The sequence below is a fragment of the Sphingomonas sp. AC449 genome, from assembly GCF_979253475.1.
Genome location: NZ_CEEDCZ010000002.1, coordinates 585,803 through 603,071, shown reverse-complemented (window position 1 = coordinate 603,071; position 17,269 = coordinate 585,803). Strand labels below are relative to the sequence as shown.

Genomic DNA, 17,269 nt, shown 5'->3' with positions numbered 1-17,269 from the left:
GCAATGAGACGCCCGCCGCGCGTGGTGACCGAAATGTCGCAAGCCTACAGCTTCTCACGCCGCGCCTGGATATTGGGCGCGGCGCAGGGCGGCGTGGGCCTGATGCTCGCGGGGCGGATGGCGTGGCTGTCGATCGCGCAGAACGACCGCTACACGATGCTGTCCGAAAGCAACCGCGTGAACATGACGCTGTTGCCGCCGCGACGCGGCTGGATCGTCGACCGCCACGGCGTGCCGATCGCGAACAACCGCACCGATTTCCGTGTCGACATCATCCCCGACCGGCTGCGCGACAAGGAACGCGTGCTACCGCTGCTCGGCCGCATCCTCCAGCTACCGCCAGAGGAAGTGGAGCGGATCGCGATCGATCTCGATCATGCCGCCGGGTTCCAGCCCGTGCAGGTCGCGGAGAATCTCGACTGGGAACGGTTCGCCGCGGTCAGCGTGCGGCTGCCCGAACTCCCCGGCGTCGCGCCGACGCGCGGCTTTGCGCGCAACTACCCCGCCGGCGCCGCCGTCGCGCATCTCACGGGCTATGTCGGCGTGCCCAATGTCGAGCAGTACAAGAAGACACGCGACCCGTTGCTCGTCACGCCGGGCTTCAAGCTCGGCAAGGACGGACTCGAGAAGATGCTCGAGGACGAACTGCGCGGTCAGGCTGGCGCGAAGCGCGTCGAGGTCACCGCACGCGGCAAGCTGGTCGCCGAACTCGCGACCAAGCCCGACGTGCCCGGCAAGACCGCGCGCCTGACCATCGACGCAGGCCTCCAGGAATATGCCGCACGCCGGCTCGGCACCAATTCGGGATCGGTCGTCGTCATCGACTGCCGTACCGGCGAAATGCTCGCGATGGTGTCGATGCCCGCCTATGATCCCAACAGCTTCTCGGACGGGATCAGCCATCTCGAATGGCAGATGCTGAGCGACGACGATCACGTGCCGCTGATGAACAAGGTCACGCAGGGGCTGTATCCGCCGGGCTCGACGGTCAAGCCGATGAACGGGCTCGCGCTGCTCCATGCGGGCATCGAGCCGGGCGCGCGCGTCAACTGCTCGGGCGCGATGCGGCTCGGCACCAGCGTGTTCCACTGCCACAAGCGCGGTGGCCACGGGCCGCTCGATCTCAAGAACGCGATCATGCAGAGCTGCGACATCTATTTCTACGAGATGGCGCGGCGCGTCGGCTATGACCGGATCGCGCCGATCGCGCGGACGCTGGGACTAGGGCAGAAGTTCGACCTGCCCTTCTCGACGCAGCGCTTCGGGACGATGCCCGATCCGGCATGGAAGCTGCGCAAGTACAAGCGGCCGTGGACCGTCGCCGATTCGCTCAACGCCTCGATCGGTCAGGGCTATGTGCTCGCCAATCCGCTTCAGCTCGCGGTGATGGCGGCGCGGCTCGCCTCGGGGCGCGACCTTCAGCCGAGCATCCTTGCAAGCCAGGTGCACCGCGACGCCCCCGCGCTCGACATTGATTCGGAGAACCTCGCCCGTGTCCGCGAGGCGATGTTCGGGGTGATAAACGGCGGCGGCACCGGCGGTGCAGCCCGGCTGCTCATCCCGGGCGTGGCGATCGCGGGCAAGACCGGCACCGCGCAGGTCCGCCGCATCACGATGGCGGAGCGGCGTTCGGGCGTGCTCAAGAATGGCCAGCTGCCGTTCAAGCTGCGCGACCATGCGCTGTTCATCGGGTTCGCGCCCGCGGACAATCCTCGCTACGCGCTCGCGGTCGTGCTCGAGCATAACGGCCATACGGTGCGCAACCTCGACACGCCGATGATCGCACGCGACATCATGACCTACATGCTCGACCGCGAACGCGCGCTGAAATCGCTGGCGGAGGTCGAGCCGACCTGGGGCGGCGACATCAGGACGCGGATGGCGGCGACCGCCGCCGCCTATCGCACCGCGCAGTCGGCACCGCCCGCCGCCATCGCGACCAAGACCGACGCGATCGTCCCCAGCGATGCGCCCGCGGTTGCCAATGCGACCGACAGCGCGAACCGCGCGCAGGCCGATCTGGCCACGTCCGACGGCGGCGTCGCCGAGGACGGCACCACGGAGCGTGTCCAATGACCTCGCGTATCGTCCCAGAACAGCTTGCCGCGCTGCCGTGGCGCACGCTGCTGCTCGTCGCCGCGATCGGCACCTTCGGGCTGGTCGTGCTCTATTCGGCCGCAGGCGGCTCGCTGCGGCCCTGGACGCTGCCGCAGGGCGTCCGCTTCTTCGTCCTGCTTGCAGGGGCGGTCATGCTCTCCCGCATCCCCGAACGCGTCTGGAAGGCGGCGACCTGGCCGACCTATGGGGCGCTCGTGCTGGCACTGGTCCTCGTCGAACTGCTCGGTGCGGTCCGGGGCGGCAGCCAGCGCTGGCTCGACCTCGGCTTCATCCGGCTGCAGCCGTCCGAACTGATGAAGCCCGCGATCGTGCTCGCTTGCGCGCGCTTCTACGACATGCTGCCGCCCAACGAGACGCGGCGGTTCGCAGGCATCTGGCCCGCCGCAGTGCTGATCGGCATTCCCGCGGCGATCGTGATGAAACAGCCCGACCTCGGCACCGCGCTGATGATCTGCGCGGGCGGCGCGACGGTGATGTTCCTCGCGGGCATCCCGATCAGGCTGTTCGTCGGCGGTGCAGTCGCCGCGTCGGTCGCGATCCCGCTCGCGATCAACTTCGCGCTGCACGACTACCAGCGCAACCGGATCCTGATCTTCCTCGATCCCGAGAGCGACCCGCTGGGCACCGGCTATCACATCAGCCAGTCGAAGATCGCGATCGGATCGGGCGGGCTGTGGGGCAAGGGATTCCTCAACGGCACGCAGAGCCATCTCGACTACCTCCCCGAGGGGCATACCGATTTCGTCTTTGCGACGATGGCCGAGGAATGGGGGCTGGTCGGCGGCTGCCTGCTGATCCTCGCCTTCCTGCTCGTGATCCGCTGGGGGATCGAGGTCGGGCAGCGCGCACAGTCGCGGTTCGCGCGGCTCGCCGCCGCAGGGCTTGCCACGACGATCTTCTTCTATGTCGCGATCAACCTGATGATGGTGATGGGCCTCGCCCCCGTGGTGGGCATCCCGCTGCCACTGGTGAGCTATGGCGGGTCGTCGCAGATGACGGTGCTGTTGTGCCTCGGGATTTTGATGTCGATTGATCGCGAAAATCGAAAAACTGTTCGCTGGTAGGACGAAAAGGGGTTGCGGCCCCCGATGAGTCTGCTAACAGCGCGCCTCCAGCAGCGGGGCGCCACACCAGGGCGCCACCAAAACCGCCCCGGAATGGACGCATAGCTCAGTTGGTAGAGCAGCTGACTCTTAATCAGCGGGTCCTTGGTTCGAGCCCAAGTGCGTCCACCAGATTTTTCAACGGCTTCGCAGCGATGCGGGGCCGTTTTGGTTTGGGCCTTCCCTGACGTCCCCCGTTCCCTGCGCCACATGAGAACGGCGGGCCCGCTGTGAGCTACCAGTCGCGATCCACGCGCAGCCCTCTCCCATTTGATGCAGAGCAACGCTTCAACCGCTTGAAAACGGACAATGTAGAGATATGGTAGCGCTAACTATAAGATAGGGAGGATTGCCGATGGGCACGCAGTATCGCGCGTGGATGATTGCCGCGCTTCTCGCAACGAGCAGCGCAGGGGTGACGCAGGCACCCGATCGGGCGCCACTCCGGCTCGACCGCTCCGATTATTTCGAGGCGGCGGGCGTCAACTGGCTCGTCTTCTCCAACGTCAACGAAGGGTTGTTCGCCGACGCCAAGATCAGCGGCGTCGAACTCATCCAGCAAGGCGTGCGTACCGCCACCAACGGCGATGTGCGCCTGTCCGCGACGCCGGGTCAGTGGGACCCGGCCGCCACCTTCGTCCGCCGGCGCGTCGACAAGGCGGCGGGTGTGATCGAGGTCGCGATGCGCTATCCCGACTTCAGCTATACCGTCCGCGCCGAACGCCGCGGCGCCATCGTCGTCCTGTCGGTGCTGCTCGACCAGCCCCTGCCAACGGCACAGGTCGGCAAGGCGGGGCTGAACCTCGAATTCGTACCCTCTGCCTATTTCCACAAAAGCTATGCTGCCGACGGCAAGCCCGCGCTTTTCCCGCGCTATCCCGCCGACGCGATGACGCTGGCACCCGAGCGCAATCTGGCGAGCGGGCGCAGCGATGGTCCGGGCGCCGAACCGCAACCCTTTGCGAGCGCGCGCCAGTTGATCCTCGCGCCCGAAGACCCCGCGCGGCGCGTCGGCATCACCACGCGCGAGAGGGGGCGGTATCGTTGTACGACGGGCGCAACCAGGCGCAGAACGGGTGGTATGTCGCGCGTCAGCTGCTGCCGGGCGGTCGGACAGGCAAGGTGATCGAATGGACACTCGACGCCAACAGCGTTCCCGACTGGCTGCGCCCGCCGGTCATCGGGCATTCGCAGGCCGGCTATCGCGCCGATCTGCCCAAGGTCGCGACGATCGAGCTGGACCGCGACGATCGCCGCGCGCTCCGCCCTCGCCTGCTGCGGCTGACCCCGGGCGGCGTCTTCGCGCCGGTGGCGGCGGGGTCGACGCGCGAATGGGGCAACTATCTGCGCTCTCGCTACGTCCGGTTCGACTTCAGCACGGTGAAGACGCCGGGCACCTATGCGATCGACTATGGGACGACGCGCAGCGCGCCCTTTCCGATCGGCGCGGACGCGCTGACGGGACTGTGGCACCTCACCAACGACGTCTATCTGCCGATCGCGATGGATCATGTCGCCGTCAACGAAGCCTATCGCGTCTGGCACGGCGATCCACACCGCGACGATGCGCGACAGGCGCCGGTCAACCACGAGCATATCGACCTGTATCGGCAGGGGCCGACGACCGACACGCGTTTCAAGCCCGGCGAGCATATCCCCGGCCTTGCGGTCGGCGGATGGCTCGATGCCGGCGATTTCGACATCCGCACGCAGACCCAATATCAGGTCGTGCGCCAGCTCGTCGACGCGGTCGAGACCTTCGGGATCGACCGCGACACGGTGGCGGTCGACTGGGCGACGCGGCGGGTGGAGATGCACGTGCCCGACGGTGTGCCCGACATCCTGCAACAGATTCGCCACGGCAGCCTGCAATTGCCGGCGCAGTATGACGCGGTCGGCCATGCGATCCACGGTATCGTCGAGCCCGACGTTGGCCAGTACACGCATCTGGGCGATGCGGCGACCAAGACCGACGGGCTCATCTATGACCCGACGCTCAAACCCTATCAGCGCGCCTACGACGCGCGCGGGGGGCGCAGCGGTACGCCCGACGACCGCTGGGCCTTCACGAGCAAGGCCTCCGCGCTCGATTATGGATCGGCGGCGGCGCTGGCCGCGACCTATCGCGTGTGGAAGGCGCGCGATCCGGCGTTCGCCAAACGCTGTCTCGACCGTGCGCAACAGGTGTGGGCCGACGAACACCGCCATGCACCCGACCTGTTCAGCCACGGCAACACGACGGGCGGCCCGCTCGACGCCGAAGAATTCACCGCCGCGGTGGAGTTGCTCGTCGCGACCGGCGAAACGCGCTACGGCGAACGGGTCGAGGCGCTTGCCCCGGCGATGCTGCGTCGCTTCGATGCGACTGCGACGACGATGGTGAAGGCGCTTCGCCACATGCCGGATGGCTATCGCCGGCAGGTCGAAACCGCGGCGCGCGACTGGGCAGCCCGCGCGAAGGTGATCGAGGCCGCCAATCCGTTCGGCGTGCCGATCACCGCCGGGGGCTGGGCCGGGAGCGGCGCGGTGCTCAATTTCGGCCTGACCGCCGACGCGCTTCGCCGCGCCTTTCCAACCGTGGTCGACACCGCGCCAGTGTTGCGCGCGCTCGACTTCCTTCACGGGCATCATCCGGCGTCGGACCGCTCGTTCGTCTCTGGCGTCGGTGCGATGTCGAAGGAAGTGGCCTATGGCAGCAACCGCGCGGACTTCTCGTTCATTCCCGGCGGTGTGGTGCCGGGCGTCCTGCTGCTGAAGCCCGACTATCCGGAGAACCGCGACGACTGGCCGTTCTTCTGGGGGGCGAACGAATATGTCGTCCCGGAAGGCGCGATGTATATTAGCCTCGCGAGCGCCGCCGCACGGCTTTGACGTTCGTTACTGGAGGCGCGCCACGCACGCGCCTCTGTCGTTTACCGGTCGAGCCTCGCGTTCGATAGTGCGGCGGCCGACTGACGGACGCCGACGCTTCCTTCCTGGCCTCACCACGTCGGACGCCAACTCATCTCCGCGATTTGACCGGTTTTGCCGCCCGGCCTGCGAATGTCGTGACGGGAAAGGAAACCGGCTGGCCCGCTGTTGCGCAGGTACAGTGCGAGGCTGCTGCTCCATACACACGGGCTGGCCCTGCCGGATATATCGGCTATGCTGGATACATGGATATCGGCTTGGCAATTACCGCGCTCGGGGCGCTCGCGCAGGATACGCGCCTCGATGCGTTCCGCCTGCTTGTACGACACGAGCCGGACGGGATGGCGGCAGGCGAAATCGCCCGACAGCTCGGCGTGCCGCAGAACACCATGTCCGCGCATCTGGGCATCCTCGCCCGCGCCGGCATCGTGCGCTCGGAGCGGCACAGCCGTTCCATCATCTATCGCGCCGATCTGGACGGGCTGCGCGCGCTGACGCTGTTCCTGATCAAGGACTGCTGCGCCAGCTCGGCCGAGCTGTGTGCGCCGCTCATCGCCGAACTGACCCCCTGCTGCTGAAAGGACGCGCCATGGCCGTCGACGTCGTCATCTATCACAACCCCGCCTGCGGCACGTCACGCAACACGCTGGCGATGATCCGCAACGCCGGTATCGAACCGCACGTCGTGGAGTATCTGAAGACCCCGCCGTCCCGCGCCCTGCTCGTTGAGCTGGTCGACCGCGCCGGCCTTACGCCCCGGGATCTGCTGCGCGAGAAGGGCACGCCCTATGCCGAACTCGGTCTTGGCGACGCCTCGCTGAGCGACGACGCGCTGCTCGACGCGATGATCGCGCACCCGGTCCTGATCAACCGCCCGCTGGTCGTCTCGCCCCTCGGCGTGAAGCTCTGCCGCCCGTCCGAAGCCGTCCTCGATCTGCTCCCCGAGCCGCAGCGGGGGGCGTTCGCCAAGGAGGACGGCGAACAGGTGGTGGACGCCGCCGGGCAGCGCTTCGGCTGACCGCTTCAAACGCGCGAGAGCCTTCGACCGAGACGTCCATTGCCAGCCTCGGTCTTCAGAGCGCGGGTGGTTCATCGTCAATCTGATCCCCGAGATCTCGCCACCAACCATCCAGAGCGAGTGAAAGAGTTTCAGGTTTCGGTTGAGCACATCGCGGCGCCGGACGTCTATCTATTATGATGAAGCCCACGCGGCCTGCCGGCGCCACGCCTTCGCGCGACCTGTCGGCGCTGATGGAACGCATGCGGCCGGCGCTGATGGCGTTCTTTATCCGGCGTCTCGGCGATCCGGCGCAGGCGGAGGACCTGATCCAGGATCTCTTCATCCGCATGGCGACGATGACGAGCCCGGCGACGAGCAATCCCGAAGGCTATATCTTCCAGGCCGCGGCCAACCTGCTGCGCGATCATTATCGACGCGAGGCCACGCGCTCGCGGTATCAACGCTCGAATGCGGGCGATCCGGACCTTGCGATCGATCCGATCGACGCCGAACGGTTGCTGTCCGCGCGGCAGAGCGTCGGCTGCGTGGCGCGGACGCTGGGCGGGCTGCCCGATCGCACGCGACAGATCTTCATACTCTACCGGCTGGAGGGCATGCAGCGAAAGGCGATCGCCGACGCATTCGGCATCTCGGTCAGCGCGGTCGAAAAGCATATCGCCAGCGCGATGCGCGCGTTGCTGGCCGTCATGGGAGAGGCGAAATGACCGCGCTCCGCCCCGATGCGGATGCCGATGCGGACGTCGTCATCGACTGGTGCCTGCGCCTGAGCGACGGCACGATGTCGCCGCAGGACCGCGAGAGACTGCACGAGTGGTTGGCCGGCGACGCGGCGCGCGGTGAGCAACTGGGCGCGGCACTCGCCGCCTGGGACGCGGTCGAGGCGGATGCCGACGCGCCCGAGATGCTGGCGCTGCGCCGCGACGCGCTCGGTGCGGTCCACCGCGCGGGGCAACGACGCTGGCTGCGGACCCGGTTCGTGCCCTCCCCCATCCCCTGGGCCCGCCCGATTCTCTGGGCGATCGCCGCGGCGCTGGTGTTGACGCTGTCGGTCGGTTCGCTGCTGTGGTGGCAGGGCGGGCGCGATGCCTATCGCACCGGGATCGGCGAACGTCGCGTCATCGCGCTGGCCGATGGCTCGCGCCTGTCGCTCGATGCCGACAGCCTCGTCACGGTCGCCTTCACCGCACAGCGGCGGAACATCGTCCTCGAAAAGGGCCGGGCGCGGTTCAAGGTCGCAAAGGACCCGCTGCGCCCGTTCGCGGTGCGCAGCGGCCGCAACGTGATCGTCGCGACCGGCACCGAATTCTCGGTCGAACGGCTCAGCCGCGAGATCCGGGTCGCGCTGTTCGAGGGGCACGTCGCGGTGCTGCGCGATACGCCGCAGGGCCAGACGAACGCAATCGTCCGTCGCGACGGTCGCCGCCTCACGGTCGAGCGCGCGCTGACACCGGGCCATGAGATTGGCCTGCCAGTGTCGGGGACGATCGGCTCGATCGGTCCCGCGCTCGGCCCCATCGCCGGCGGCGAAAGTTGGGGCGCGGAACAGATCAGCTTCACCGCGGAGACGCTCGGTGCCGCCGCGGAACGGATGAACCGCTATGCCGAGCGACGCCGCATCGCGGTCGATCCCGGCGTCGCGGACGTGCGGATCAGCGGGGTGTTCAACGTCGGCGATGTCGACGCGTTTGCGCAGGCGATCGCCGCGACCTTCCCCGTCGACGCCACCGTCGACGACGCAACCATCCGGTTGAAACGCCATCGTTGATACCGGTTGCCGACCAAAAGAAGATCAATTGAAGATAATTGCGGCAATTTGCTGAGTATCTCGCCACCCCGTGCGTCATAAAAGTATAACAACACTAGGGGGCGGTGGATGACTGTGACGAAGCGTATGATCCTCGGCGCGAGCTGCGCTGTGATCGCGACGATGATGACGGCGGCGCCGGTGCTGGCACAGACGGGCCAGACCCAGCGGGTCGTCCGTGTCGACGTACGCGCCCAACCGCTTGGTCCCGCGCTACGGTTGCTCGGTCGGCAGATGCACGTGCAGTTGGTGTTCGACGAAGCCGCGCTTGGTGGTCGCGTCGCCCCGGCCGTCAATGGCGCGATGACCGCGGACGCGGCGCTGGGCCAATTGCTCCAGGGCAGCGGTCTGACGATGTCGCGGACCGGCCAGGGCGTCTATGTCATCACGCGCGCGGCCGCGCTCACGCGGGTGTCGATGGCGGCCCCCGGACAACAGACCGCGGGCGGTCAGGACCGTGCAGCGAGCACGACCGGCGACGCCGCGGCAACGACGGACGATGCGGTCCCGACGCCACCCCCCGGCGGCGACATCGTCGTAACGGGATCGCGCATCCGCTCGAAGAACCTCGTCGAAACCGCGCCGGTGACCAGCGTCACGCAGGCCGACATCAAGCTGCAGGCGGCGTTCAGCGTCCAGGAGGTGCTGAACCGCGTACCTGCGATCAAGAACAGCGACACCAATTTGTCCAACGGCAACGGGCGACAGCAATTCGATTTCCACGGGCTCGGTACCAACCGGACGCTCACGCTGATCGATGGCCAGCGGATCGGCGTTACCGAGGGCATCGACGCCTCGGTCGTGCCGGTCGGGTTGATCGAGCGGGTCGACCTGCTGACCGGCGGGGCGTCCGCGGTCTACGGGTCGGATGCGATCGGCGGGGTGGTGAACTTCATCCTCCGCAAGGACTTTGAAGGCGTCAACGCGAACGTCAATTACGGCTTCTACAATGCTGACAACCGCGACAACATCGCCGCGCAGGCCGCGCGCAATGCAGGGTTTGCGGTACCAAGCGGCATGACCAACGATGGCGGCCGGTTCGATGCCAATATCAGCATGGGCAAGAACTTCGCCGGCGGTCGCGGCAATATCTCGATCTTCGGCGCATACAGCCAGGTCGAGCCCGTGCTGGCGTCGTCGCGGTCGTTCTCGGTCTGCCCGATCACGCTGTCGGGCCAGTCGGTGGTCTGCGCCTCGCCATCGTCCGCGACCTCGGCCGGCTATTTCCAGGCGCTGTCGGGACCGGCGCAGAATGGCAGCGTCCTGACCAACGCGGCCGGCGGCAGCCGCGAATTCGTGCCGTTCACGGGCACGAATGGCTATAATTACAACGAAAGCTTCTTCTTCCAGCGCGAGAACACGCGCTACAACGGCGCGGCGTTCCTCAACTACGAGGTGTCGCCCGCGATTCAGCTCTATGCGAACGGCCTGTATCTGCGATCGGAATCGCAGAGCCAGTCGGATCCCGCGACGATCCAGCCCGGCTCGACGCCGTACGACATCAACTGCAACAACCCCCTGCTGTCGGGACAACAGGCGGCGGCATTGTGCGGATCGGCGGCCGGCACGGGCACGAGCGTCCGGACCGACGTTCGCTATCGCTTTACCGAACCCCAGACGACCCGCTCGTCGAACGAGATCTATCGCGCGGTGGCGGGGGTTCGTGGCGATCTCGGCAGCGCCTGGCATTACGACGTCGGCGGAGTCTATTCGACCACCTTGTACCGGCAGCAGCAGACTGGCCGGATCGATCCCACCAAGGTCGCCAAGGCACTCCAGGTCGTCGACGTCAACGGCACGGCGACCTGCGTCGCGGCGGTCAACGGTACCGACCCCGGGTGCGTCCCGCTCGACATCTTCTCGACCAATGCCCCCAGCGCCGCCGCAGTCGAGTATCTGTCGTTTGCGCAGGGCGGCGGCGTGTTCCGCGAGCGCTATGAACAATGGGTCGGAAACGCGAACCTTTCCGGCGACCTTGGCGACTATGGGCTGAAAAGCCCGTTCTCGAGCAAGGGCATCAACATCGCCCTAGGTGGCGAATATCGCGCGAACACCTATCGCTCGCGCCCCGATGCCGCGTATCAGGCCGCGTTCGGCGCGACACCGTCGACGCTGTCGAACGATGCCGTCGATCTTTACGGCGAGGTCAACGTCCCGCTGGTCAGCGACAAGCCGTTCATCCGCGACCTGAGCATCGGCGCGGCAATCCGCGGGTCGAAATATTCGGGCGTCGAGAACATCCGGTCGACCTACAAGATCGACGGCAGCTGGCGACCGGTCGAGGACATCCTGTTCCGCGCGAGCTACAACAAGGCGACGCGCGCACCGAGCATCTACGAACTCTCGTCGAACGCCAATACCAGCTACGGCACGCTCGACACCAACACGCTGGGCGACCCGTGTGCCGGAACCAGCCCGGTCGCGAGCCGGGATATCTGTGCAAGCACCGGTGTCACCGCGGCGCAATATGGCGCGATCCAGCAATGTCCGGATTTCCTGTGCACCGTGCGCAACGGCTCGGAGGGGCTGGTGACGCCCGAGGTGGCGCATACCTATACCTACGGCCTCGTCCTCACGCCGCGGATGCTGCGCGGTTTCTCCGCTACCGCCGATTATTACAGCATCGAGATTCAGAACGGCATCGGCTATTACCGCGCGATCGACTTCCTGCAGACCTGCGCCAACACCGGCTATGACTTCTTCTGCAGCCAGCTGCAGCGCAACGCCGACGGGACGCTGTTCAGCGATGCCGGTGCCGCGACGGGCTATATCAACCAGGGATACAGCAACCTCGGCCGGACCAACGCGCGCGGCTTCAACTTCTCCGCCAATTACGACACGCGGATGGGCAGCTGGGCGCGGTTCTCGACAAGCTATGTCGCGACGCTGCAAACCGCGAAGGGTGGCGATCTCGGGCTGCCCGATACCGACTATAATGTCGTCGGGCTGTTCGGCCCCTATGCGGGACAGGGCTATCGCCGCTATCAGCACAATTTCCGGTTCACGCTGAGTTCGCCCGAGTCCGCGCAGACGCAGGGACTGGTCTCGGTCAACTGGCGCCACAATTCGGGGCTGAAGAACTCGCGCCTTGCTGGCAACCCGATCTTCGGCGAGGACGATCCGACGGTGCCGGCCGAATATAAATACCTGCCCGCCTACGACGTCTTCGATCTCAGCGGCAGCGTAACGGTATCGCGCGCGCTGACGTTGCGGCTGGTGGTGAACAACGTGCTCAACCGCGCGGCACCGGTCCGCCCCAGCCCGCCGCTTGAGGCCGCCGAACGCGTGAACACCTCGCCGTCGGTCTACGACGCGTTGGGTCGGTCGATCAACATCGGGGCGACGGTCGATTTCTGAGCTGGGCACCAGGTCCCCCGCGTCCGGCCACGTATCGCGTCGCGCGGTCCTGGCCGGGGGTACGGGGTCGGTGCTTGCCGGCCTGCTCGCAGGAATGGGCGATGCCGCTGCCGAGCCGGGGACGGACGCACGCCACCGGATCTCCGCCGATCAGCCCGCCACCGAGTGGTTGCTCGGCCATCCGGTCGGGAACGGGCAGCTGGGTGCGATGATGGGCGGCGGGATCGCGCGCGACGTGATGTCGCTCAATCACGACACGCTGTGGAGCGGACAGCCCGCAGACACCGCCGATCACGACGGCCGGGATGCGCTGGCGGCGGTCCGTCAGTCCGTCTTTGCGGGCGACGCGGTGAGCGCCGATCGGCAGAGCGCGGCGCTGCAGGGGCCGTTCAGCGCCAGCTACGCGCCGATGGCGGATCTCGAGCTCGAGATGGATCATACCGAAGCCCCGCAGGCGTATCGGCGCGTGCTCGACCTCGATCGCGCGGTCGCAACAGTCGGCTATCGCTGTGGCGACGCGACCTATCACCGCGAATTGTTCGTCTCGCATCCCGACTCGGTGATCGTCCTGCGCCTGACCGCGGACCGGCGCGGGATGATCGATTGCCGCCTCAAGCTGACCAGCAAACTGCGCGCGACGGCGACCGCCACCGCAAATGCCGGCGGCAACCGGATCACGCTGGTCGGCAAGGCGCCGACGTTGTGCGAACCCAATTACCGCGACGTCCCAAACCCCGTGCGCTATTCGGACACGCCGGGTCGGGGGATGGCGTTCGCGACGCTCCTGTCGGTCGAGACCGATGGCGGCGCGGTTACCGCATCGGACGGTGCGCTGCGCATTCGCGGCGCCACCTCTGTGACCGTCCGGATCGCCGCCGCCACCGGATTCCGCCGCTTCGACCTGATGCCGGACACGCCCGCGGCGGCCGTGCGCGCGTCGGCGGAGCGCATCCTCGCGACCGGCGCGCGGCATGGCTATACGGCGCTGCTCGACCGTCACGTCGCCGATCACCAGGCGCTTTACCGTCGCGCCGATCTCGCGCTTCACGGTGCAGCGGGTGATCGCGATACCCCGCGCGCCGCGCGCCTGTTCCAGCTCGGCCGCTACCTGATGATCGCCAGTTCGCGTGAGCACACGATGCCCGCCAATCTCCAGGGCGTGTGGAATACCGAACTGCGCCCGCCCTGGAGCGCGAACTACACCACCAACATCAATCTCCAGATGAACTACTGGCCGGCGGAGAGTTGCAATCTCGCCGACTGCCATCTGCCGCTGATCGACCATATCGAGCGGCTTGCGGCCACCGGCGCGCAGACCGCCCGATCGCTCTACGGCATGCCGGGCTGGTGCGTGCATCACAACAGCGACCTATGGGCGATGAGCCATCCGGTCGGTGCGGGCGTCGGCGATCCCAATTGGGCGAACTGGCCGATGGCGGGGCCGTGGCTGGTCCAGCACGTCTGGGAGCATTACCGCTTCGGCGGCGACCGCGCGTTCCTTGAGACGCGTGGCTTCCCGTTGATGCGCAGCTGCGCCGAATTCTGCGCGGCCTGGCTGGTCCGCGAACCCCGCAGCGGCCATCTGACCACCGCCCCGTCGATCTCGCCCGAGAATTTGTTCATGACGGCATCCGGCAAGGCCGCGGCGATCTCGGCCGGCTGCACGATGGACCTCGCGCTGATCCGCGAGCTGTTCACCAACTGCATCGCGGCGATGCGCGTGATCGGCGACGTCGACGGGCTGAGCGCTCGCCTCGCGGGATTGCGCGAACAGCTCGAGCCGTACCGTGTCGGCCGCTACGGCCAGCTGCAGGAATGGTCGACCGACTTTGCCGAGCAGGATCCGGGGCATCGCCACATCTCGCATCTGTATCCGCTCTATCCCGGCGATGCGATCGACCCGGTCCGGACACCGCGGCTCGCGCAGGCAGCCCGTGCCGCTATGGCGCGGCGCGAGGCGCATGGCGGCGCCAGCACCGGGTGGAGCCGCGCCTGGGCGACCGCGGTGTGGGCCAGACTCGGCGACGGCGCACAGGCCGGGCGGTCGCTCTCCGCGTTCATCGCCAACAGCGTGGCGGCCAATTTGCTCGACACGCACCCCGCGCAACCGCGCCCGGTATTCCAGATCGACGGCAATCTGGGCATCACCGCCGCGATCGCCGAGATGCTGCTGCAAAGCCGCGATACGGAGATCGCGCTGCTGCCCGCGCTGCCGCCGCAATGGACCTCGGGGCGCGTTGCCGGTTTGCGTGCGCGCGGCGGTCACGAAGTCGCAATCGCCTGGAGCGACCGGCATGTCGACGCGACGCTGACCGCGGGGGGCGAGCGCCTGACCGTCCGGACGCCGCCGGGGTTCGAGGCGGTGACGGTATCGCAGCAGGGCAAGGCGGTCCGGTTCGAACGGACCCCGCATACGATCACGGTCGCGACCACACCGGGCCGCCCCTACCGCATCGCGCTGCGCAAGCGCTCCGACCCCGCATGACCCAAGAGTTTTCAGGAGCCGCCATGTCGATCATCACCCGCCGCAATATGCTGGCCTCGGGGCTCGCATCCGGCCTGACCTCGCTCGGGACATCGAACGGTTGGGCCCGCAAACCCGCGTCCGATTCCGCGCCCAAGCCCTGGGGGGCAACCCCCTCCCCGCGCCAGCTCGCCTGGCATGCGCGCGAGCAATATGCCTTCGTCCATTTTTCGATCAACACCTTCACCGATCGCGAATGGGGCTATGGCGACGAGGATCCCAAATTGTTCGCGCCGACCGACTTCTCGGCGGATCAGATCGTCGGCGCGGCCAAGGCGGGCGGCCTGCGCGGTATCGTCCTGACCGCCAAGCATCACGACGGTTTTTGCCTGTGGCCGACGATGCTGACCGAGCATTGCGTCCGCAACAGCCCGTTCCGCGACGGCAAGGGCGATATCGTCCGCGAGTTCGAACAGGCGGCACGCCGCGCCGGCATGGATTTCGGGATCTACCTGTCGCCATGGGATCGCAACCACGCGGACTATGGCCGCCCCGCCTATCTCGACTATTACCGCAAGCAGATCGTCGAGCTCTGTACGCGCTACGGTACGCTATTCGAATTCTGGTTCGACGGGGCGAATGGCGGCGACGGCTATTATGGCGGCGCACGCGAGACGCGGAAGATCGATTCCGAAACCTATTATGACTGGCCTTCGATCTTCGCGCTGGTCCACCAGCATCAGCCAATGGCCTGCACGTTCGAGCCATTGGGCTCCGACGTGCGCTGGGTCGGCAACGAGGACGGCGTCGCGGGCGATCCATGCTGGCCGACCATGGCCGATCACAAGCCCAGCCAAGCCGAGGGCAATGCCGGTCTCCGTGGCGGCCCCTTGTGGTGGCCCGCCGAGACCAACACTTCGATCCGCCCGGGCTGGTTCTATCACGCCGACGAGGATTCGAAGGTCAAGGATCCCCAGCGGATGCTGAAACTGTTCGACGAATCGGTCGCGCGCGGGACCAATCTGATCCTCAACCTGCCGCCCGACCGGCGCGGTCGCCTCGCCGATCCCGACGTCGCGGTGCTGCGCGCGTTCGGCGACGCGCAGCGCGCCACGTTCGCGAAGGATCGCGCGCAGGGTGCGATCGCATCGGCCGACCATGTCCGCGGGCCGGGCTTTGCCGCGGCCAACGTGCTCGACCGCGATCCCGCGCGCTATTGGTCGACGCCCGATGCCATCCATACGCCGAGCCTCGTGCTCGACCTGCCGCCCGGCACCAGCTTCGATCTCGTCCGTATCCGCGAATTCCTGCCGCTCGGCGTGCGCGTGGACCGGTTTGCGATCGATATCGACCATGGCGCGGGATGGACGGAGGTGGCGCGCGGCGCATGCATCGCGGCGCAGCGCGTCGTCCGCCTGCCGACGCCGGTCGTCGCGCGACGGTTGCGGCTGCGGATCGTCGCGGCACAGGCCTGCCCGGCGATCAGCGAAGTCGCGCTGTTCCGACAGGTCGCCCCCGTCGCCGTGCAACTGCCCGCCGCCCGTGCGCCCGACGTGCTGCCCTCATCCGACCTTGCGGTCGTGTCCGCGTCCGGATCCGGCGCAGGCGCGCTGATCGACAGTGATCCGGGCAGCGTCTGGCAGGTTCCGGTCGCCGCCGCCGCGGGATCGGCGACGGTCACGCTCAAGCTCGTCAGGCGACAGCCGCTGGGCGGCTTCATCCTGACCCCCTCGCGCGCGGTCAACACCGACAGCGCGCCACCGAAACGATTTGTCGTGGAAACCAGCCTCGACGGCAAACGCTGGAGCAAGGCGGCGTCGGACGAATTCTCGAACATCGCCAACGCGCTCTCGCCGCAGCGCATCCTGTTCGGCACCAAGGCGGACGCGGTCTATGTGCGGATGACGTTCATCGGTCTTGCAGCGCCCAAAACCCATCTGGCGATCGCGGGTATCGACCTGTTTCGATGACGTTCGGACCAGGATCGGACCTGAGCCAGTCGGTGGCTACCCGACAGAGCAAAGTATTACGTGCGTGCTTTACGTAGTCTACCTAGTGGCGAGCCGCATCGGCAACTTTATAGTTTACGACTTGGAGCTCACGTCTTGAAGTGGCCGATCGGAGATTTCTGATGAAGATCCAGGGCTTGTACGCGGTGGCATGTGTAACGGACATGGCGCGCGCTGAAGATTGGTATACGACGCTACTCGCCCGACCCGCTGACGACCATCCTATGCCCACCCTGACGCAGTGGCGGAACATCGGCACGGCCGGTATCCAATTGATCCTCGACGCCGATAAGGCCGGGCAGTCCGTACTTACGATCGTGACCCCCGACATTGCGTGGGAAAGAGACAGGCTTGCCGATCTCGGTGTCGATATCGACCCGATCAGCCGGGGTGGTTTTGGCGCGATAGCCGAGATTTCTGATCAGGATGGCAACAGGATCATCATAGCGGAGCCGCCAAAGGGTTTCACGGGTTGACGCGAAG

12 protein-coding genes and 1 tRNA gene are annotated in these 17,269 nt (G+C 66.9%); all 13 read left to right on the top strand.

Features of this window, described 5'->3' with window-relative positions:
• The first annotated feature begins 3 nt into the window (after positions 1 to 3).
• The 13 genes from mrdA (at position 4) to AC0CH3_RS06335 (ending at position 17,262) form a co-directional block, all read left to right on the top strand.
• Positions 4 to 2,076, top strand: a complete 2,073-nt coding sequence (gene mrdA / locus AC0CH3_RS06395) for a penicillin-binding protein 2 (RefSeq protein WP_056021853.1) — start codon at positions 4 to 6, stop codon at positions 2,074 to 2,076.
• A complete protein-coding gene (rodA, locus tag AC0CH3_RS06390) occupies positions 2,073 to 3,182 on the top strand; it encodes a rod shape-determining protein RodA (RefSeq protein WP_354302766.1) in 1,110 nt (369 codons plus the stop codon). The genes mrdA and rodA overlap by 4 nt, the downstream gene beginning before the upstream one ends.
• 95 nt (positions 3,183 to 3,277) lie before the next feature.
• A tRNA-Lys gene (locus AC0CH3_RS06385) sits at positions 3,278 to 3,353 on the top strand.
• A 223-nt stretch (positions 3,354 to 3,576) separates the two neighbouring features.
• A complete protein-coding gene (locus AC0CH3_RS06380) occupies positions 3,577 to 4,347 on the top strand; it encodes a hypothetical protein (RefSeq protein WP_354302728.1) in 771 nt (256 codons plus the stop codon).
• Positions 4,344 to 6,092 carry a glycoside hydrolase family 9 protein gene (locus tag AC0CH3_RS06375; protein WP_465237705.1) on the top strand — a complete coding sequence of 583 codons (1,749 nt, stop codon included), beginning with the start codon at positions 4,344 to 4,346 and terminating at the stop codon, positions 6,090 to 6,092. The genes AC0CH3_RS06380 and AC0CH3_RS06375 overlap by 4 nt, the downstream gene beginning before the upstream one ends.
• Before the next feature lie 284 nt (positions 6,093 to 6,376).
• A complete protein-coding gene (locus AC0CH3_RS06370; RefSeq protein ID WP_333996682.1) occupies positions 6,377 to 6,709 on the top strand; it encodes an ArsR/SmtB family transcription factor in 333 nt (110 codons plus the stop codon).
• A gap of 11 nt (positions 6,710 to 6,720) precedes the next feature.
• Positions 6,721 to 7,149, top strand: coding sequence for an arsenate reductase (glutaredoxin) (gene arsC, locus AC0CH3_RS06365; RefSeq protein ID WP_354302724.1), 429 nt, complete (start codon positions 6,721 to 6,723; stop codon positions 7,147 to 7,149).
• Between the two features lie 176 nt (positions 7,150 to 7,325).
• On the top strand, positions 7,326 to 7,856 hold the full coding sequence (locus tag AC0CH3_RS06360) for an RNA polymerase sigma factor (protein ID WP_333996681.1): 531 nt from the start codon (positions 7,326 to 7,328) through the stop codon (positions 7,854 to 7,856).
• Positions 7,853 to 8,917, top strand: coding sequence for a FecR family protein (locus AC0CH3_RS06355; RefSeq protein WP_354302722.1), 1,065 nt, complete (start codon positions 7,853 to 7,855; stop codon positions 8,915 to 8,917). Before AC0CH3_RS06360 ends, AC0CH3_RS06355 begins: the two co-directional genes overlap by 4 nt.
• Before the next feature lie 108 nt (positions 8,918 to 9,025).
• Entirely contained in the window at positions 9,026 to 12,313 is a 3,288-nt protein-coding gene (locus tag AC0CH3_RS06350; RefSeq protein WP_354302720.1) for a TonB-dependent receptor, read from the top strand.
• A 70-nt stretch (positions 12,314 to 12,383) separates the two neighbouring features.
• Positions 12,384 to 14,798 (top strand): glycoside hydrolase family 95 protein, encoded by a 2,415-nt coding sequence (locus AC0CH3_RS06345; protein WP_354302718.1) that lies wholly within the window; start codon positions 12,384 to 12,386, stop codon positions 14,796 to 14,798.
• Between the two features lie 23 nt (positions 14,799 to 14,821).
• The gene (locus AC0CH3_RS06340) at positions 14,822 to 16,747 is read left to right on the top strand and encodes an alpha-L-fucosidase (protein WP_354302716.1); all 1,926 of its coding nucleotides are present in this window, start codon (positions 14,822 to 14,824) and stop codon (positions 16,745 to 16,747) included.
• Between the two features lie 161 nt (positions 16,748 to 16,908).
• The gene (locus AC0CH3_RS06335; protein ID WP_354302714.1) at positions 16,909 to 17,262 is read left to right on the top strand and encodes a VOC family protein; all 354 of its coding nucleotides are present in this window, start codon (positions 16,909 to 16,911) and stop codon (positions 17,260 to 17,262) included.
• Positions 17,263 to 17,269: the final 7 nt, after the last annotated feature.